This window comes from Azonexus hydrophilus DSM 23864 (assembly GCF_000429605.1).
GTDB lineage: Bacteria > Pseudomonadota > Gammaproteobacteria > Burkholderiales > Rhodocyclaceae > Azonexus > Azonexus hydrophilus.
In genome coordinates this window covers 19,316-37,919 of the sequence record NZ_AUCE01000017.1, presented here as the reverse complement: position 1 = coordinate 37,919, position 18,604 = coordinate 19,316, and the positions used below count along the sequence as shown (strand labels likewise).

Below are 18,604 nucleotides of genomic sequence, written 5' to 3'. Positions count from 1 at the left end.
TTTCTACTTATCTAGATCAGCGGCAATTCGAGGATGCTGCGCTCGACGAAAACCGGCATCGCCTTCTTCGTGCCGAACGGACTGGTGCCGCCGACCAGGAAACCGGTGTGGCGATTGGCGACTTCCGGTTTGCACGGCTCGACCTTCTTGCACGGAATCTGCCGCGCCAGTTCCTTGGTCGATACCTTGCAATCGCCGTGCATCAGCACGATCAGCGGCTTGGCGTTCTCGTCTTCGAAGACCAGTGTCTTGACCACGGCATGTTCGTCGACGCCGAGTTCGCGCGCCGAGACGCGGGTGCCGCCGTGTTCCTCGTAGGCGTAGAGATGCGGGGTGAAACTGACCTTGTTCGCTTTCAGGAACTTGGTCGCCGGGGTTTCGGGGGCGTGTTCTGGCTTGCTCATGGAGGCATTTTAACCGCGCGGATGATGCATCGCATGCAGCGACTTCAGCCGTTCGCGGGCAACGTGGGTGTAGATCTGCGTGGTCGAGATGTCGGCGTGGCCGAGCAGTAACTGGACGACGCGCAGGTCGGCGCCGTGGTTGAGCAGATGCGTGGCGAAGGCGTGGCGCAGCACGTGTGGCGACAGTTTCGCCGGGTCGATCCCGGCCACCAGCGCGTAGCGCTTGACCAGATGCCAGAAGGCATGACGAGTCATGGCGCCGCCGCGGGCGGTGACGAACAGGGCGTCGCTGACCTGGTCGTGCAGGATGGCGGCGCGCGCTGTCTTCAGGTAGTCGGCAATCCAGTCGATGGCCTGCTCACCGAGCGGCACCAGCCTTTCCTTGCTGCCCTTGCCAAAGGCGCGCAGCACGCCATCGGCCAGGCTGACCTCGTGCAATTTCAGATTGACCAGCTCGGAAACACGTAGCCCGGTCGCGTACAGGGTCTCGAGCATGGCCCGGTCGCGCCGACCGAGTGGCGTGTCGAGGTCGGGCGCGGCGAGCAGGTTGGCGACCTGCTGTTCCGACATGACCTTGGGCAGGCGCGACGGCAGGCTGGGGTTGGAGAGTTTCAGCGTCGGATCGCTGACGATGCGACCGCGCCCGACCTGCCAGCGGAAGAAGCGGCGCAATGTGGACAGATAGCGCGCCTGCGAGCTGGCGCGCGTGCTACGCGACAGGTGGGCGACGAAGGCGGTCAGCGTCGTTTCGCGCAGGTCGAGCAGCGGCTCATGAGCGTGTTCGGCGAGCCAGCCGGCCAGCCGGCCGAGGTCGGAACGGTAGCTGTCGAGCGTTGCCTTGGCCAGGCCGTCTTCCAGCCAGAGTGCGTCGCAGAACTGGTCGATCTCGGCGAGGTCAGTGGGTCTTGATGGCAAGTTCGGCGTTTTCATGCTGCAGCAGCCAGCGCTTGACCTCAAGCAGGAAGCCGCCGCGTTCGCGGGCGAAACCGCCCAGCCCGCCGTGGCTGGCGACCACCCGGTGGCAGGGAACGACCACCGGGTAGGGATTGGCGCCGCAGGCCTGGCCGATAGCACGCGGCGCGTTGTGCAGGGCTTTGGCCAGTTGGCCGTAGGTTTCGGTCCGGCCGCCGGGAATGGCTGCAATCTGTTCCCAGACGCGGCGCTGGAAGCTTGTCCCGGCGGGTTTGAGCGGCAGGCTGAACGGACTGGCCGGGTCGCGCAGGTAGGCCTGCAACTGGCGGGCGGCTTCGGCAGCGAGCGGGGTGGTCGGTGCCAGGGCGGGACGGGGCTCAAGGAAGTCGATGCCGGTGATTTCATCGGCGTCGCAGCAGATGCCGAGGCAGAAACCCGGGGCGACGACGATGGCCTGGTAGTCCGTCATGGTCGTTCAGAAAGCGGAAATGCCGGTTTGTGCCCGGCCGAGGATCAGCGCATGGATGTCGTGCGTGCCCTCGTAGGTATTGACCACTTCCAGATTGACGACATGGCGGATGACGCTGTATTCGTCGGAAATGCCGTTGCCGCCGAGCATGTCGCGTGCCGTACGGGCGATGTCGAGCGCCTTGCCGCAGGAGTTGCGCTTCATCAGCGAAACGATTTCCGGCGTCGCGCTGCCGTCGTCCATCATCCGGCCCAGGCGCAGCGCGCCCTGGATGCCGAGGGTGATTTCGGTCTGCATGTCGGCGAGTTTCTTCTGCACCAATTGGTTCGCTGCCAGCGGCCGGTCGAACTGCTTCCTGTCCAGCGTGTATTGCCGCGCCGTATGCCAGCAGGCTTCGGCGGCACCCAGCGCGCCCCAGGCGATGCCGTAACGGGCGGCATTCAGGCAGGTGAACGGACCTTTCAGGCCGGCGACGTCGAGGCGGTTTTCCGTCGGGACGAAGACCTCGTCCATGACGATCTCGCCGGTGATCGAGGCGCGCAGGCCGACCTTGCCGTGGATCGCCGGCGCACTCAGGCCGGGCATGCCTTTGTCGAGGATGAAGCCGCGAATGACATTTTCGTCGTCCTTGGCCCAGACGACGAAAACGTCGGCCAGCGGTGCATTGGTGATCCACATCTTGCTGCCGGACAATTTCCAGCCGCCGGGCACGGCGCGGGCGCGGGTGGCCAGGCTGCCGGGGTCGGAGCCGGAATCCGGCTCGGTCAGCCCGAAGCAGCCGATCAGCTCGCCGCGACCGAGGCCGGGCAGGTATTTCTGTTTCTGCGCCTCGCTGCCGAAGGCGAAGATCGGCAGCATGACCAGCGAGGACTGCACGCTGAGCATCGAGCGGTAGCCGGAATCGACGTATTCCACCTCGCGGGCAATCAGCCCGTAGGAAACGTAATTCAGCCCGGCGCCGCCGTACTGTGGCGGCAGCGTGGCGCCGAGCAACCCCATTTCGCCCATCTCGCGGAAGATCGCCGGGTCGGTGTGCTCGTTGCGAAAGGCGTCGCGTACCCGAGGTGCCAGCGCCTTCTGCGCGAAGGTCCGCGCCGCGTTGCGCACCTGGCGTTCGTCCGCCGCCAACTGTGAATCCAGTAGCAGCGGGTCTTCCCAGTTGAAGCTGGGCTTAGCCACGGACGTGCCCGTCGCCGAGGACGATCCATTTCTGGCTGGTCAGGCCTTCCAGACCCACCGGGCCACGGGCGTGGATCTTGTCGGTCGAGATGCCGATTTCGGCGCCCAGGCCGTATTCGAAGCCGTCGGCGAAGCGCGTCGAGGCATTGATCATGACCGAGGCCGAATCGACTTCGCGCAGGAAGCGCATGGCCTTCGGGTGGTTGTCGGTGACGATGCTTTCGGTGTGCTTGGACGAATACTGGTTGATGTGGGCGATGGCCTCATCAATGTCGGCCACGACCTTGACCGAGATGATCGGCGCCAGGAATTCGGTGTAGTAGTCCTCTTCCGTGGCCGCGACGGCGTTCGGGACGATGGCGCAGGTCTCCGCACAGCCACGGATCTCGACGCCCTTGGCGGTCAGCATGTGGGCGATCGGCGGCAGCAGCATGGTGGCCACCGCGCGGTCGACGAGCAGCGATTCGGCGGTGTTGCAGGTGCCGTAGCGCTGGGTCTTGGCGTTCTCGACGATCTTCAGCGCCTTGTTCGGGTCGGCTTCCTCTTCGAGGTAGACGTGGCAGTTGCCGTCCAGGTGCTGGATCATCGGCACCCGGGATTCGGCCAGGAGCCGCGCGATCAGGCCCTTGCCGCCGCGCGGCACGATGACGTCGACGAACTCGCGCATGGTGATCAGTTCGCCGACGGCAGCACGGTCGGTGGTGTCGACGACCTGGACGCAGTCGGCCGGTAGGCCGGCGGTGCGCAGGCCTTCCTGGACCAGGGCGGCGATGGCGCGGTTGCAGCGGATCGCTTCCGAGCCGCCGCGCAGTATGGCGGCGTTGCCGGATTTCAGGCACAGGGCGGCGGCGTCGGCGGTGACGTTCGGGCGGGCTTCATAGATGATGCCGATGACACCGAGCGGCACGCGCATCTTGCCGACCTGGATGCCGGACGGGCGGAACTTGAATTCGCCCATTTCGCCGATCGGATCGGGCAGTTTGGCGACTTGTTCGACGCCTTCGGCCATGTTGTCCACGCCCTTGTCGGTCAGCGTCAGGCGGTCGAGCATGGCCGGCTCCAGACCGGCGGCGCGGGCGGCGGCGACATCCTCGGCGTTGGCGGCGAGCAGCGCCGCTTTTTCACGGCGGATGGCGTCGGCAATCGCCTGCAGGGCGGCGTTCTTTTCGGCGGTCGTGGCCGTGGCTAGGCGGCGCGACGCGGCGCGGGCCTGGCGGCCGATCGTCTGCATGTAGTCCTTGATGTCCATGGTGTTCTTTGTTTTGGGCAAAAGAACATTATAGCCAGACAAATTACAGGGAACTTCCGGAAGCAGGTAAACTCTTATCCGCAACGACAACAGGGCTTTCCGTCGAGGACAAGATGGCCGAAAAACTGATATTGCCGACCGAGGTCAAGGTCTGCGCAACCTGCAGCTACTGGGATGGCGACCGCCAGGTGGATGCTGAAATGAAACTGGTCGTGGTTTCCGAGGAGTGCCAAGGCGAGTGCCTGGTGCAGGAAACCAGCAAACCCGGGCTGCACGACGTGCGCCGGGAGTGCGACTGCATCTGGGAAGATCTCGATCCGGACGAACCGTCCGCGCCGCCGGCCGCTTAAGCCGGCCGCGAACTCCTGCACAGCGAGATGCCCAGTTGCAGGAACTCATCCCACAGATTGCCGCGGCCGATCCCCTTGATCAAGGCATCGATCCGCCCCGCATGCTTGAGTGCCGCTTCCAGTCGGGGCTGGCTGAGACGCTGCAAGGCCCGTTTGACCTGAACCTGACGAGGCCCCCAGACTTTGGCATCCTTCAACAGCAGGTCGAGCGGGCGACCGCTGTCCAGCCCGCCGCGGATCGTTGCCAGGGCACGGATTTCCTCGCACATGGCCCACAGTACCAGCGGCGGCGCTTCGCCTTCCTGCATCAATCCATCGAGCGTGCGGGCCAGGCGGGCAACGTCGCCGACCAGCAGGGCTTCGCGTAACCCCTCGATATCGTAGCGGGCGACATTGAGCACGGCGTCGCGGATCTGCTCGTGCGACAGCTTGCCGGCTGGGTAAAGCAGGGCCAGTTTCTGGATTTCCTGATGGGCGGCGAGCAGATTGCCTTCAACGCGCTCGGCGATGAACTTCAGGCTTTCCGGATCGGCGCTTTGCTGCTGGCGGCGCAGACGGCCGGCGATCCAGCCGGGCAGTTCGGCCAGTGGCGGTGCATTCAGCTTGATGACGACGCCGGCATTGGCCAGCGTGGTGAACCAGGCTGCCTTTTCCTCGCGCCAGTCGAGTTCGGGCAGGGTGATCAGCAGCAGATTGTCGGACGACAGGTTCTGGCACCACTGCTGCAAGGCTGCGCTGCCTTCCTTGCCCGGTTTGCCGCCGGGAATGCGCAGGTCGATCAGCTTGCGGTCGCCGAACAGCGACAGGTTGCCGCCGGCGGCGAGTAATTGTCCCCAGTCGAATTGCGCCAGCACGGTCAGCACTTCGCGTTCGTTGTAACCGGCGCTACGCGCGCGGGCACGGATCGCATCGGCCGCTTCCAGCACCAGCAACGGCTCGTCGCCGTAGAGTACGTAGAGCGGGCGCAGCTCGCGTTCGAGGTGCGTCGCCAGTTGCTCGGCCTTGAGCAGCATCAGTCTTCGGCCGCCGTCGAGGGATCCTTGGGTTTGATCAGGCTCAGGCGGCGCATGATCTGGTTGACCAGGTCATTGTTCATGTCGCGCCAGAGCAGATTTTCCTCGATGTCCTTGGCCAGTACCTGTGAGTCATTGAAGCTGATGTCACGGGTCATGACGATATCGACTGGACTGACGATTTCCCGGCCTTCGGCATTGACCAGGCGGAAACTGTAGTTCAACTGCAGGCGATATTCACGAACGCGGCCCTGAGCATTGACGCTGAGGATGCTCTTTTGCCTGTTGTCGTCCAGCTGAACGAAAACCGCCTCGGCCGCTTTCGGGTCGGTGAGCAGGCGCGTACTGGCGCTGCTGCCCTGAATGTAGCGTTCCAGCCAGATGCGCACCTCGGATGTCTCAGGCAGAGCGATATGCAGGGTCCGGTAGGGTAGTGTGCTGCTGCCGTTCGCTCCGCGCAACTGGAAGCCGCAGCCGGCGACCAGAAGGGCGAGCAGCAGGGCGAACAGGGCGCGGAGCGGGTAGGGCATGCGAGTTTCCTCAGACGACGATATTGACCAGGCGGCCCGGAACGACGATGACCTTCTTCGCCGGCTTGCCTTCCATGAATTTCTGGGCGTCGGGATTGGCCAGTGCGGCGGCTTCGATGCTCGCCTTGTCGGCTTCGGCGGCGACGCGGATGGCACCGCGCAGTTTGCCGTTGACCTGGACGACCAGCTCGATTTCATCCTGCTTCAAGGCAGCCGGGTCGGCCTTCGGGAAGGCGGCGAGGCCGGCATCCGAGCCCGGCTTCAGCTCGGCGTAGAGCGCCTGGCCGATGTGCGGGACGATGGGGAAGAGCAGCAGCGCGGCGCTTTCCAGAACTTCCTGGGCGAGCGCGCGGCCGGCGGCATCGGCGAGGTCGCACTTGTCGTAGGCGTTGAGCAGCTCCATGACGGCGGCGATGGCGGTGTTGAACTGCTTGCGCCGGCCGTAGTCGTCGGCGACTTTGCCCATGGTCTGGTGCAGCTTGCGGCGCAGGTCGGCCTGGGCCGAGCTCAAACCGTCGTTGCTCGCGCAGGCGGCGACCAGGCCACCCTGAACGTGGTCGTAAGTCGTTTTCCACAGGCGGCGCAGGAAACGGAAAGCGCCTTCGACGCCGGCATCCGACCATTCCAGCGACTGGTCCGGCGGCGAGGCGAACATGATGAACAGACGGGCGGTGTCGGCGCCGTACTGGTCGATCAAGGCTTGCGGGTCGACGCCGTTGTTTTTCGACTTCGACATCTTCTCGGTACCGCCGATGACCACCGGCAGGCCGTCGGCACGCAAGGTGGCGCCGGTCGGGCGACCGCGCTCGTCGGTGACGACGTCCACGTCGGCCGGGTTGATCCACTGCTTCTTGCCGCCGTCGAGTTCGCGGTAGAAAGTCGGCGCAACGACCATGCCCTGGGTCAGCAGGTTGGCGAAGGGCTCGCCCAAATCGCCGATCAGGCCGACATCGCGCATCAGCTTGGTGAAGAAGCGCGAATATAGGAGGTGAAGGATGGCGTGCTCGATGCCGCCGATGTACTGGTCGATGCCGCCTTTACACCAGTACTGGACGCGCTCGTCGACCATGGCCGTGGTGTTGTCCGGGCAGGCGTAGCGCAGGAAGTACCAGGACGACTCGAAGAAGGTGTCCATGGTGTCGGTTTCACGGCGTGCGTCGCCACCGCACTTCGGACACTTGCACTCATAGAACTCGGGCATTTTCGCCAGCGGCGAACCGGCGCCGGTGATCTCGACGTTTTCCGGCAGGACGACCGGCAACTGCTCGTCCGGCACCGGCACGTCGCCGCAGCTGGGGCAGTGGATGATCGGGATCGGGCAGCCCCAGTAACGCTGGCGGCTGATACCCCAGTCGCGCAGGCGGAACTGGGTTTTCTTCTCGCCCAGGCCCTTGGCGGCGAGGTCGGCGGCGATGGCGTCGACGGCGGCTTCATAACCGAGGCCGTCGTACTTGCCGGAATTGACCAGCTTGCCCTTGACCTTGTCAGCGTAGGACTCGGCCCAGGCCTGGTCGCTGAAGGATTCACCGTCGACGGCGACGACCTGCTTGATCGGCAAGTTGTACTTCAGCGCAAAGGCGAAATCGCGTTCGTCGTGCGCCGGCACGGCCATCACGGCGCCGTCGCCGTAGCTCATCAGCACGTAGTTGCCGACCCAGACTTCAACTTTTTCTCCGGTCAGCGGGTGGCTGACGTAGATGCCGGTCGGCATGCCCTTCTTTTCCATCGTCGCAATGTCGGCTTCGGCAACGCCGCCCTTCTTGCATTCCTCGATGAAGGCGGCAAGTTCCGGATTGTTGGCGGCCGCGCGGGTGGCCAGCGGGTGTTCGGCGGCGACAGCGACGAAGGTGACGCCCATGATGGTGTCGGCGCGGGTGGTGAATACCCACAGCTTTTCATCGGCGTTGTCGGCCAGCGGGAAGGCGAAGCGCACGCCGGTGCTCTTGCCGATCCAGTTCTTCTGCATCAGGCGGACCTGCTCGGGCCAGCCCGGCAGGTTGTCGAGCTCGCTCAGCAGTTCCTCGGCGTAAGCGGTGATCTTCATGTAGTACATGGGGATCTCGCGCTTTTCGATCAGCGCGCCGGAACGCCAGCCGCGACCGTCGATGACCTGCTCGTTGGCGAGCACGGTATGGTCGACCGGGTCCCAGTTCACGGTGCCGAGCTTCTTGTACACCAGGCCCTTTTCGTAGAGGCGGGTGAACAGCCACTGCTCCCAGCGGTAGTACTCGGGCGTGCAGGTGGCGAATTCGCGCTGCCAGTCGATGGCGAAACCGAGCGACTTGAGCTGTTGCTTCATGTACTCGATGTTCGAGTAGGTCCAGCCGGCCGGCGCCACGTTGTTGGCCAATGCAGCGTTTTCGGCCGGCATGCCGAAGGCGTCCCAGCCCATCGGCTGCAGCACGTTGTAGCCCTGCATCTTGTGGAAGCGCGAGAGCACGTCGCCGATGGTGTAGTTGCGCACGTGGCCCATGTGCAGCTTGCCCGACGGATACGGGAACATCGACAGGCAGTAGTACTTGGGTTTGCTGGCGTCTTCGACGGCGCGGGCGGCACCGGTTTCGTCCCAGTGTTGCTGGGCGGCGCGTTCGAGGTCGGCCGGGGTGTATTTTTCCTGCATGGGCATGGGGAGCGTTCTTGCTGAAAGGCGTCGATCAAACCGCGAATTATAGCGGTTGCGCGGCCCGGTTTCTCCCCGGTTTTCAGCGCGTCCTGCGCTCGCCGGCAGGAAGGGGGTGTTTGCCCCGGATTTTCATCACGGTTCCCCGGGGCGGCGTCGGTACGCGGCGCCCCGGGCCGGACATCAATGACGCCCGGTCAGGCGGCTTTTTTTTGGCCGACCATGTCGTTCCAGGTGCTCTGCCAGCAACGGTAGGCGTTCTGAGCCGCCATCAGCGACAGCAGCGACATGCGGGTCTGGTGACGCCACATCCAGGTCAATTGCGGGGCCGGGTTGAGCTTGCTGGTGGACAGCGTGCCGGCTTCGTCTTCGACGATGGACAGGAAACGCTCGATGGCCAGGCCGAAGAATTCGGAACCGTCCGATTTTCCGGTCAGGTACTCGGCTTCGCCGACGGCGCGACGCCACAGCTTGAGCGCCAGTTCTTCACTGATGCCGGCCTTCTTGGCGATCCAAGGGAGGATTTTCGGTGACTTCATGCTGTTCATGGTGCTGCTCCTTCTACGATCGTGGCGGTGACCACTTCTGTATCGACTGCCTTGTGGGCAAAAAGTTTTGTGCACTGCAATATTTATTTGTTGCCAGTATACGTTCGCGTGCCCTAAGGGTCATTAGTGGATAACCCTTAAATGATTGCTGCGTTGCACAAATGCAACAAATTGGTCCGACCATTTGTCCTTTATTGGCGGCGGGCATTGTACACTGGCGGACTGTTTATGTGACCAGTCCAAACCATGTCCGACCTGCTCGCCAACCTCAATCCTCCCCAACTGCAGGCCGTGACGCTGCCGCCTGTGCATGCGCTGATCCTCGCCGGCGCCGGCAGCGGCAAGACGCGGGTCCTGACGACACGGATCGCCTGGCTGATCTCGACCGGCCAGGTCGGGCCGCATGGTGTGATGGCGGTGACTTTCACCAATAAGGCGGCCAAGGAGATGACCGCGCGCTTGTCGGCGCTGGTGCCGATCAACGTGCGCGGGATGTGGATCGGTACTTTCCACGGCCTGTGCAACCGGCTGCTGCGCGCGCACTACCGCGAGGCCGGCCTGCCGCAGACCTTCCAGATCCTCGATTCGGCCGACCAGCTGGCGATGGTCAAGCGCCTGCTGAAGAACCTCAACATCGACGACGAGAAGTACCCGCCGCGCGAGCTGTGCCATTTCATCAACGCGCACAAGGAGCAGGGCGTGCGTGCCGGCCAGGCCGAGGTGTACGACCACTACACGCAGAAACGTGTCGAGATTTACGCCGAGTACGAGGCCCAGTGCAACCGCGAGGGCGTCTGCGATTTCGCCGAGCTGCTGTTGCGCTGCTTCGAGCTGCTGCAGCGCAACGAGCCGCTGCGCACGCATTACCAGCAGCGTTTCCGGCACATCCTGGTCGACGAGTTCCAGGATACCAACAAGCTGCAGTACGCCTGGCTGCAACTGCTCGCCGGCGGCGGCGCCAGGCTCTTTGCGGTCGGCGACGACGACCAGTCGATCTACCGCTTCCGCGGCGCCGAGGTCGGCAACATGCGCGACTTCGAGCGCGACTACTGCGCCGACAACATCATCCGCCTCGAGCAGAACTACCGCTCGCACGGCAACATCCTGGCCGCCGCCAACGCCATCATCAAGTACAACCGCGAGCGCCTGGGCAAGAACCTGTGGACCGACGCCGGCGACGGCGAGCCGATCCGCGCTTTCGAAGCCTATTCGGACATCGACGAGGCGCGCTTCATCGTCGACGAGATCCGCGAACTGGTCCGTGACGGCGTGCCGGCGACGCAATGCGCCATCCTCTACCGCTCGAATGCGCAGTCGCGCGTGCTCGAACACGAGCTGTTCACCAAGGGCGTGCCCTACAAGGTCTATGGTGGCCTGCGCTTCTTCGAGCGCCAGGAGGTCAAGCACGCGCTCGCCTACCTGCGCCTGCTGGGCAATCCGGATGACGACACCGCGTTTCTGCGCGTGGTCAATTTCCCGACGCGCGGGATCGGCGCCCGTTCGCTGGAAAACCTGCAGGCCGCCGCGCACCAGATGAATTCCAGCCTCTACAACGCCGCCGCCTCGCTGACCGGCAAGGCTGGCCAGACCGTCGGCGCCTTCATCCGGCTGGTCGAGACGCTGCGTCAGGAGACCGAAAAGCTGCCGCTGCCCGAGATCATCGAGCATGTCGTCGAGAAGTCCGGCCTCGCCCAGCATTACCGGCTGGAAAAGGAAGGTCAGGAACGCCTGGAGAACCTTGACGAACTGATCAACGCCGCCGCCACCTTTGTCGACGACGAAGGCGCGATCGGCGAAGGCGGTGCACTGGCGTCCTTCCTCGCTCACGCCTCGCTCGAATCCGGCGAGCACCAGGCCGGCGAAGGCCAGGAAGCGGTCCAGCTGATGTCGGTGCACGCGGCGAAGGGCCTGGAATTTGACATCGTCTTCATCAGCGGCCTGGAGCAGGGGCTGTTCCCGCACGAGAACGCGGTCAGCGAGGGGCGCGACGGCCTGGAGGAAGAGCGCCGGCTGATGTACGTCGCGGTCACCCGTGCCCGCCAGCGGCTCTACCTGTCCTGCGCGCAGACGCGGATGCTGCACGGGCAGACGCGTTATTGCACGGCCTCGTCCTTCTTCGACGAGATACCGGAGGAGCTGTTGCTCAAGCTCAACAAGAAGGCTGCGGCCCCGGCGCCGACCTGGGGCGGTTACGCCGCCGCCAGCAGCGAGCCGGTGGCTGGCGGGCTGCGCGTCGGTCAGAGCGTTGAGCACGCCAAGTTCGGTCTCGGCGTCATCGTCGCCACCGAGGGGCGCGGCGCCGATGCGCGGGTGCAGGTCAATTTCGGCGGCGGTGCCGGCATGAAATGGCTGGCGCTGGAGTACGCCAAGCTGACGCCGGTGTGATTTCCCGCCGGCTGCGGTAGATTGGCAGGCGGCTCGGTGATACCCTCGGCATTTTGAAGCTGACCGGAACGTTTTCCGCGACCAAGGCATGATGGCGAAAATCAAGGCTGGACTCGTTTCCCTGCGCGACCTCGTGGCGACGGCGTGGTGGATATTCCTGATCGCCGGGCTCGGTTTCGTCGTTGCCTACCAGTTCGTCGAGCCGGCGCCACCGAAGCATGTGGTCATGACTGCCGGCGGCGAGAGTGGCGCGTATTACCAGTTCGCCAAACGCTACGCGGCGATCCTGGCGCGCGACGGGATCACCCTGGAGGTTCTGCCTTCGGAAGGTTCCCTGCAGAACCTGGAACGCCTGAAGAATGGCGAAGCGCAGATCGGCTTCGTCCAGGGGGGCGTCATCGAACCGTCGCCGGAGGCCGAGATCGACCAGGAGCCCGAGAGTCACGGCCTGCTTTCGCTGGGCAGCATGTTCTACGAGCCGGTCTGGGTCTTCTACCGCGGCAAGACCATCGACCGCCTGACCGATCTGCAGGGCAAGCGCATCGCCATCGGTCAGGAAGGTTCCGGCATCCGCCATCTGGCGCAACGTCTGCTCGACGACAACGAGGTCGATTTCCGCAGCAACACGGTACCGATTTCCGGCCTGGATGCCGCCGAGGAATTACAGCAGGGGCGTATCGACGCCGCCTTCATCATCGCCGCCGAGCATGCGCCGGTGGTCCAGGTGCTGCTGCGCTCGCCCGACGTCAAGCTGATGAGTTTCTCGCAGTCCTTTGCCTACGAGCGCCGCTATCCCTTCCTGACCCGGTTGACCATGCCCAAGGGCGTCGCCGACCTGGTCCGCGATTTCCCGCCCGAGGATACGCGAGTGCTGGCGCCGACGGCCAGTCTGGTGGTCAGCGAGGACCTGCATCCGGCACTGCAGAACCTGCTGTTGCAGGCAGCGCGTCAGGTCCATGGCAAACCCGGCTTCTTCCAGACCGCCAACGAGTTTCCGGCCTACATGGACGGCATGCTGCCGCTGTCGTCGGAAGCCGAGCGTTTCTTCAAGTCGGGCCCGCCCTTCCTGCAGCGCTACCTGCCGTTCTGGCTGGCGGTGCTGGTCGATCGCCTGTTCGTCCTGCTATTACCGGTGATCGCCCTGCTGATTCCGCTGATGCGGGTGGCGCCGGCACTGTATAGCTGGCGGGTGCGTTCCAAGGTGTTCCGTTGCTACGGCGAGCTGAAATTTCTCGAGGACGACCTGAAAAACCATTTCGACCGCGAGCGCCTGCCGGAATACCGCAGCCGGCTCGATGCGCTCGACGAAGAGGCGGCCGAGTTGCATGTGCCGCTGGGCTTCACCGATCTGGTCTACACCTTGCGCGAGCACGTCAATCTGGTGCGGCGCATTCTCGACAAGAAGGAGCGCGGTGCATGAAGGGCTTTCTCGTTGCCAATCCCAAGGGCGGTTCCGGCAAGAGCACGCTGGCGACCAATCTGGCCGGTTACTTTGCCAGTCGCGGCCACGAGGTGATGCTGGGCGACATCGACCGCCAGCTTTCGTCGCGCGAATGGCTGGCGACCCGGCCCTTTGAGTTGCCGACCATCGATACCTGGGCGATCGGGCCGGACAACATCGCCCGCCCGCCCAAGGGCACCTCGCACGTCGTGCTCGATACGCCGGCCGGACTGAACGGCAAGCTGCTCGACAAGGTGCTCAAGCTGTCGACCCGGGTCATCGTTCCGGTGCAGCCGTCGATGTTCGACATGCGCGCAACCCGCCATTTCCTCGAGGCCCTGCTCGACGAGAAGGCCGTGCGCAAAGGCCGCGCCGACGTCGCCGTGATCGGCATGCGGGTCGATGCGCGGACGCGTGCGGCAGCCGAACTGGAACGTTTCTTTGCCGGCTTCGATCTGCCGGTGCTCGCCTACCTGCGCGACACCCAGGTCTATGTCCAGGCCGCAGCGGCCGGCATGACCCTGTTCGACCTGCCGCGCTCGCGCGCCGAGCGGGACATCGAGCAGTGGCAGGCGATCATCGAATGGGTCGAGCGCCCACTGTGACGAGACGCACATGCTGAAATATCTCCTCTTGCTGGTCCTGCTGCTGATCGTCTGGTGGGCGTGGAAAAAGCGCACCGGGGATGACAGCGGCGGCAATGACGCGCCACCGCGGACACCGGAACGGATGGTGCGTTGCGCCCATTGCGGCGTGCATCTGCCGGAGAGCGACGCTGTCGTCGACGGTGATGTGCACTTCTGCAACGAGGCGCACCGCCGGGCCGGGCGCCACAGCGGCGACTGATCGTGCAGGGCTGGCTGACCACCACCTGGGAGCCCAACTGGCGCTCCTTCCGCTACTTCGTGCTGTATCGCCTGTTGCTCGGCGGCCTGTGCCTGCTCGGCCTGGTGTTTCCGGGCGAATGGAACGTCCGTCTCAACCTGTTGCCTTCGGTCTTGCTGTATACGCTGGTCGGGGCCTATTTCGCCGCCATGGTTTCCGGGTATTTCCTGGCCCGCTTCTGGCAGCAGCATTTCAATTTCCAGCTATCGTTCCAGGTCCTCGCCGACGTCCTGGTGATCAGCGTCCTGATGTTCATCGCCGGCGGCGTCAGCAGCGGGCTTGGACTGGTCCTGCTGATCTCGCTGGCGGCGGCCAGCCTGGTCGGCCAGGGGCGGCTGGTGCTCTTCTACGCGGCGTTGGCGACCTTGGCGGCGCTGATGTCGCAGAGTTTCGGCATCCTCTATCGCGGCTTCGACCCGGGTAGCATCGTCCAGGCCGGCTTCCTGTCGGCGGGGTACTTCGCGACCGCCATCCTGGCCCGCCTGCTCGGCCAGCGCATCATGATCAACGAGGATCTGGCGCGTCGCCGCGGCATCGCGCTGGACAACCAGATCCGCATCAATCAGCGGGTGGTCGAACGCATGCAGGATGGGGTGCTGATCGTCGCACCCGATGGCCAGGTCGTTCGCTACAACCCGATGGCTGCGCGCCTGCTCGGCTTGCCGTCGGTGGCCGGGCAACTGGTCGACAATGCGCCGACGCTGGCCGCCGGGCTAGCGCACTGGCTGGCCGGCGGTGATGATAGCGTGCTGTTTTTCGGCGCCGGCAACAGCGAGCTGGGGGCGCGCTTCGAGTCCACCGCCAGTTCCGACGGCGATGTCCTGATCTTTGTCGAGGATGTCGGCCGGATCAAGGAGCAGGCCAAACAATTGAAGCTAGCCGCGCTCGGGCGATTGACGGCGAGCATTGCGCACGAAATCCGTAATCCGCTGTCGGCCATCAGCCATGCCTCGGAATTGTTGCAGGAAGAGCGGCGCGGCGAGATTTTCGAGCGGCTGCTGCGCATCATTGGCGACAACACGGCCCGGTTGGACCGGATCGTCAGCGACGTGCTCGAACTTGGCCGGCAGAATCAAGCCCAGGTGGAAATCATCGCCCTGCGCGAGTTTCTCGGCAATTTTGCCGTCGAACTGCTGGCCAACGAGAACCTGCCGGCATCCACCATAGCGCTGGATGTTCCGCCGGGCAAGATGATCTGCTTTGACCGCTCGCATCTGCACCAGGTGCTCTGGAACCTGGTCGGCAATGCCTTGCGGCATGCCTCGCGCGGGCCGGGGTCGGTCCGGATCGTGTTTGCCGGGGAAGACGTGCCGGGGCGGGTAGAATTGCATGTGATCGACGACGGCCCCGGGGTCCCCGAAGCCTTGCGCGACCAGATTTTTGAGCCGTTCTTCACCACCCATACGCTCGGTACCGGGCTCGGCCTGTTCATCGCGCGCGAATTGTGCGTGGCCAACGGCGGTGCGCTGGTCCTCAGGGCGGGGGGCGGGGGTGGCCATTTCATTGTTTCCGGGAGAAGCGATACGTGTCAGTCAGCCGTAGCGAACGACGCCCTCGCGGCGAGTTGAACCGTGTCCTCGTCATTGACGACGAGGCCGACATCCGCGAATTGATCGACCTGACCCTGGCCCGCATGGGGCTGGCGGCGGAATGCGCCGGCTCGGTTGCCGAGGCCAAGGCATTGCTGGCAGCGTCCTCCTTCCAGTTGTGCCTGACCGACATGCGCCTGCCGGACGGCGAGGGGCTGGAGATTGTCCGTTACATCGGCGAGCATCATCCCAGCCTGCCGGTGGCGGTGATCACCGCCTGGGGCAGCGCCGAAAATGCCGTCGCCGCACTCAAGGCCGGTGCCTTCGATTACCTGGCCAAGCCGGTCGGCCTGGAGCAGTTGCGGGCCCTGGTCCGCTCGGCTTTGCGGCTGCCCAGCGAAAGCGGTCAGAGCGACGAATTGCGGGCGCTGACCGGCGATTCGCCGAGCATGCAGCAGGTCCGCGAGATGATCGAGAAAATGGCGCGTAGCCAGGCGCCGATCTATATTTCTGGCGAGTCCGGCTCCGGCAAGGAACTGGCGGCGCGCCTGATCCACGCCCGCAGTGCGCGCAGCAGCGGGCCTTTCGTCCCGGTCAACTGCGGGGCGATTCCCGAAAACCTGATGGAGAGCGAGTTCTTCGGTTACCGCAAGGGTGCCTTTACCGGTGCCGACGGCGATCGCGACGGCTTTTTCCAGGCGGCCAACGGCGGCACCCTGTTCCTCGACGAAGTCGCCGACCTGCCGCTGGCGATGCAGGTCAAGCTGCTGCGTGCCATTCAGGAGAAGCGTGTGCGCAAGGTCGGCAACGTCACCGAAGAGCCGGTCGATCTGCGCATCATCTGCGCCACCCATCGCAATCTGCGCGAATGCGTCGACCAGGGCAAGTTCCGCCAGGATCTCTACTACCGGCTCAACGTCATCGAATTGCGCATGCCACCCTTGCGTGAGCGGATGGAAGATATCGCGCCACTGGTCGACAGCATTCTCAACAAGCTGTGCGGCGCAGCGCATCCGCGGCTGTCAGCATCGGCGATCAAGGCGCTGCAGTTGTATTCCTTCCCCGGCAACGTGCGCGAACTGGAGAACATTCTTGAGCGGGCGACGGCGCTCTGCGGCGGCGACGAAATCGGTCCCGAGGACCTGCACCTCGAACCCGAGGAGGTTGGCGGAGGCGGGGGCGATGGTCAGGGACGCGGCAGCGAAAGCCTGGACGAATACCTGAACCGCCTGGAGCGCCACGCCATCCTGGAAGCCCTGCAGCAAACCGAGGGCAACCGCACGGCGGCGGCGCGCTTGCTCGGCGTGACTTTTCGCTCCCTGCGTTATCGGCTGGAACGGCTGGGTATCGAATGAGCTGGTGCGACGGCGGCTGGTGGCTTGCGGCTGAACGGCTGGACTCGCCCAACTTTGGCGAGCGGCCACCGGCCGCTGAAGTCTCGCTGGTCGTCGTCCATAACATCAGCCTGCCGCCCGGCGAATTTGGCGGCAACTGGGTCGAGGATTTCTTCCTCAACCGCCTTGATGCCGGCGCCCATCCTTACTTTGCCGAGATTGCCGGGCTGCAGGTATCGGCGCATTTCTATGTCCGCCGCGACGGTCGTGTCGTCCAGTTCGTCGGCTGCGACCAGCGTGCCTGGCACGCCGGCCGCTCGGCCTGGTGCGGACGGGACAACTGCAACGACTACTCGGTCGGTATCGAACTGGAAGGTTGCGACGAACTGCCGTTCACCGATGCCCAGTACGCCGCCTTGTGGCCCTTGCTCGATGCCTTGCGCCAGCGTTATCCGATTGCCGCCGTCGCCGGTCACAGCGATATCGCGCCGGGACGCAAGAGCGATCCCGGGCCGCATTTCGACTGGGCGGCGCTGGCCGCCCGTCATCCCGACCTCGACTTACCGCCCGAAGTAACGGCGTAGGCGCTCGACCGCCTCGGCCAGTCGGTCAACGCCGGTGGTGTAGGCGAAGCGGATGTGTTTCTCCGGCGCGTTGGCGCCGAAATCCAGCCCCGGTGTGGCGGCGACGCCGGTTTTTTCCAGCAGGTCGCGAGCCAGCGCAAAACTGTCGGCGGCCAGCGCCGAGCTGTCGCAATACAGGTAGAAAGCGCCTTCCGGGCGGGCGGTGATGCGAAAGCCAAGTGCTTCCAGCGCCGGTGCCAGGAAATCGCGGCGACGGCGGAATTCGGCCCGACGTTCTTCCAGGATGGCGATGGTTTCCGGCCGGAAAGCCGCCAGTGCGGCGTGCTGTGCCGGCGTCGACGGGCACAGGACCAGGTTCTGCGCCAGCTTCTCGACGTCGCGCAGGTAGGGCTCGGGAATCACCATCCAGCCCAGGCGCCAGCCGGTCATCTGGAAATACTTGGAGAAGCTGTTGATCACCCAGATGTCGTCGCCGGCGGTGCAGGCGGTCGGCGCGTCGGTCTCGTAGGTGAGGCCGTGGTAGATCTCGTCGACCATGAAGTGGCCCTTGCGGGCGCGGCAGACCTCGGCCAGCGCGGCGATTTCGGGCAGCGTCAGCAGCGTGCCGGTCGGGTTGGCCGGCGAGGCAACGAGTAGACCGGTGGTTTTCTCGCTCCAGGCGGCGCCGACTTGTGCCGGGGTCGGCTGGAAGTTGCTCTGCGGGCCGACAGCAATGGCTTGCGGCCGACCTTCGTAAGTGCGCACGATATGGCGGTTACACGGGTAGCCGGGGTCGGCCAGCAGCCATTCATCGCCGGGGTTGGTCAGGCAGGCGAAGGCCAGGTTGAGCGCGCCGGAGGCGCCGTTGGTCACGGCGATGCGGCGGGCCGGTACGTCGACGCCGTAACGTTGGCGGTAGAAATCGCTGATTGCCTGGCGCAGCTCGGGTAGGCCGAAGGCTTGCGTGTACATCGTCTTGCCGCTGGCGATGGCAGCCATGGCGGCATGGGCGATCGGTTCCGGCGTCGGAAAATCGGGCTCGCCAACTTCCATGTGAATGATGTCGCGGCCCTCGGCCTGCAGTTGATGGGCGCGGGTGAATAGTTCGACGACGTGGAAGGGTTCGATGTCGGTGAGACGGGCGGCGGGACGGTACATGGGCTCTCCAAAGAAAAACGGCCACCCGCGGGTGG

At 64.7% G+C, this 18,604-nt stretch carries 17 protein-coding genes and 1 pseudogene; 8 read left to right on the top strand and 10 right to left on the bottom strand.

Annotated elements, in window-relative coordinates; genetic code table 11:
* Positions 1-14 precede the first annotated feature (14 nt).
* The 5 genes and pseudogenes from G471_RS17270 to G471_RS0109370 form a co-directional block, all read right to left on the bottom strand.
* Positions 15-404: pseudogene (locus G471_RS17270) on the bottom strand (YbaK/EbsC family protein); the annotation flags it as partial.
* 9 nt (positions 405-413) lie between these two features.
* Positions 414-1,334: a site-specific tyrosine recombinase XerD gene (gene xerD, locus G471_RS0109385; protein ID WP_051295408.1), complete on the bottom strand. Its 921-nt coding sequence runs from the start codon at positions 1,332-1,334 to the stop codon at positions 414-416.
* Entirely contained in the window at positions 1,300-1,785 is a 486-nt protein-coding gene (locus tag G471_RS0109380; RefSeq protein WP_028995123.1) for a methylated-DNA--[protein]-cysteine S-methyltransferase, read from the bottom strand. Before G471_RS0109380 ends, xerD begins: the two co-directional genes overlap by 35 nt.
* Before the next feature lie 6 nt (positions 1,786-1,791).
* A complete protein-coding gene (locus G471_RS0109375) occupies positions 1,792-2,964 on the bottom strand; it encodes an acyl-CoA dehydrogenase (RefSeq protein WP_028995122.1) in 1,173 nt (390 codons plus the stop codon).
* Positions 2,957-4,213 (bottom strand): glutamate-5-semialdehyde dehydrogenase, encoded by a 1,257-nt coding sequence (locus G471_RS0109370; protein WP_028995121.1) that lies wholly within the window; start codon positions 4,211-4,213, stop codon positions 2,957-2,959. The genes G471_RS0109375 and G471_RS0109370 overlap by 8 nt, the downstream gene beginning before the upstream one ends.
* A gap of 113 nt (positions 4,214-4,326) precedes the next feature.
* Between G471_RS0109370 and G471_RS0109365 the strand changes: the two genes are divergently transcribed.
* Positions 4,327-4,563 carry a hypothetical protein gene (locus G471_RS0109365; RefSeq protein ID WP_028995120.1) on the top strand — a complete coding sequence of 79 codons (237 nt, stop codon included), beginning with the start codon at positions 4,327-4,329 and terminating at the stop codon, positions 4,561-4,563.
* On the opposite strand, the gene holA is transcribed toward G471_RS0109365, so the two are convergent.
* From holA to G471_RS0109345, 4 genes are all read right to left on the bottom strand, one after another.
* Complete coding sequence (holA, locus tag G471_RS0109360; protein WP_028995119.1) at positions 4,560-5,576, bottom strand: DNA polymerase III subunit delta; 1,017 nt, start codon at positions 5,574-5,576, stop codon at positions 4,560-4,562. The genes G471_RS0109365 and holA overlap by 4 nt on opposite strands.
* A complete protein-coding gene (locus G471_RS0109355) occupies positions 5,576-6,106 on the bottom strand; it encodes an LPS-assembly lipoprotein LptE (protein WP_028995118.1) in 531 nt (176 codons plus the stop codon). The genes holA and G471_RS0109355 overlap by 1 nt, the downstream gene beginning before the upstream one ends.
* 10 nt (positions 6,107-6,116) lie before the next feature.
* Positions 6,117-8,726, bottom strand: a complete 2,610-nt coding sequence (leuS, locus tag G471_RS0109350) for a leucine--tRNA ligase (protein WP_028995117.1) — start codon at positions 8,724-8,726, stop codon at positions 6,117-6,119.
* Positions 8,727-8,923: 197 nt separating this feature from the next.
* On the bottom strand, positions 8,924-9,274 hold the full coding sequence (locus tag G471_RS0109345) for a hypothetical protein (RefSeq protein ID WP_028995116.1): 351 nt from the start codon (positions 9,272-9,274) through the stop codon (positions 8,924-8,926).
* Between the two features lie 246 nt (positions 9,275-9,520).
* Between G471_RS0109345 and G471_RS0109340 the strand changes: the two genes are divergently transcribed.
* The 7 genes from G471_RS0109340 to ampD all read left to right on the top strand — a co-directional run bounded on the left by G471_RS0109340 (position 9,521) and on the right by ampD (position 17,432).
* Complete coding sequence (locus tag G471_RS0109340) at positions 9,521-11,659, top strand: UvrD-helicase domain-containing protein (RefSeq protein WP_028995115.1); 2,139 nt, start codon at positions 9,521-9,523, stop codon at positions 11,657-11,659.
* Positions 11,660-11,747: 88 nt separating this feature from the next.
* Complete coding sequence (locus tag G471_RS0109335; RefSeq protein ID WP_028995114.1) at positions 11,748-13,079, top strand: TAXI family TRAP transporter solute-binding subunit; 1,332 nt, start codon at positions 11,748-11,750, stop codon at positions 13,077-13,079.
* Positions 13,076-13,705, top strand: coding sequence for a ParA family protein (locus G471_RS0109330; RefSeq protein WP_028995113.1), 630 nt, complete (start codon positions 13,076-13,078; stop codon positions 13,703-13,705). The genes G471_RS0109335 and G471_RS0109330 overlap by 4 nt, the downstream gene beginning before the upstream one ends.
* 10 nt (positions 13,706-13,715) lie before the next feature.
* Positions 13,716-13,946: a PP0621 family protein gene (locus G471_RS0109325; protein WP_051295407.1), complete on the top strand. Its 231-nt coding sequence runs from the start codon at positions 13,716-13,718 to the stop codon at positions 13,944-13,946.
* Positions 13,947-13,948: 2 nt separating this feature from the next.
* Positions 13,949-15,553, top strand: a complete 1,605-nt coding sequence (locus G471_RS17265; protein WP_245580543.1) for a two-component system sensor histidine kinase NtrB — start codon at positions 13,949-13,951, stop codon at positions 15,551-15,553.
* A complete protein-coding gene (locus G471_RS0109315) occupies positions 15,511-16,869 on the top strand; it encodes a sigma-54-dependent transcriptional regulator (RefSeq protein WP_028995111.1) in 1,359 nt (452 codons plus the stop codon). The genes G471_RS17265 and G471_RS0109315 overlap by 43 nt, the downstream gene beginning before the upstream one ends.
* Positions 16,866-17,432, top strand: coding sequence for a 1,6-anhydro-N-acetylmuramyl-L-alanine amidase AmpD (gene ampD, locus G471_RS0109310; protein ID WP_028995110.1), 567 nt, complete (start codon positions 16,866-16,868; stop codon positions 17,430-17,432). The genes G471_RS0109315 and ampD overlap by 4 nt, the downstream gene beginning before the upstream one ends.
* Here the strand turns inward: ampD and G471_RS0109305 are convergent.
* On the bottom strand, positions 17,409-18,569 hold the full coding sequence (locus G471_RS0109305) for a pyridoxal phosphate-dependent aminotransferase (RefSeq protein ID WP_028995109.1): 1,161 nt from the start codon (positions 18,567-18,569) through the stop codon (positions 17,409-17,411). The genes ampD and G471_RS0109305 overlap by 24 nt on opposite strands.
* Positions 18,570-18,604: the final 35 nt, after the last annotated feature.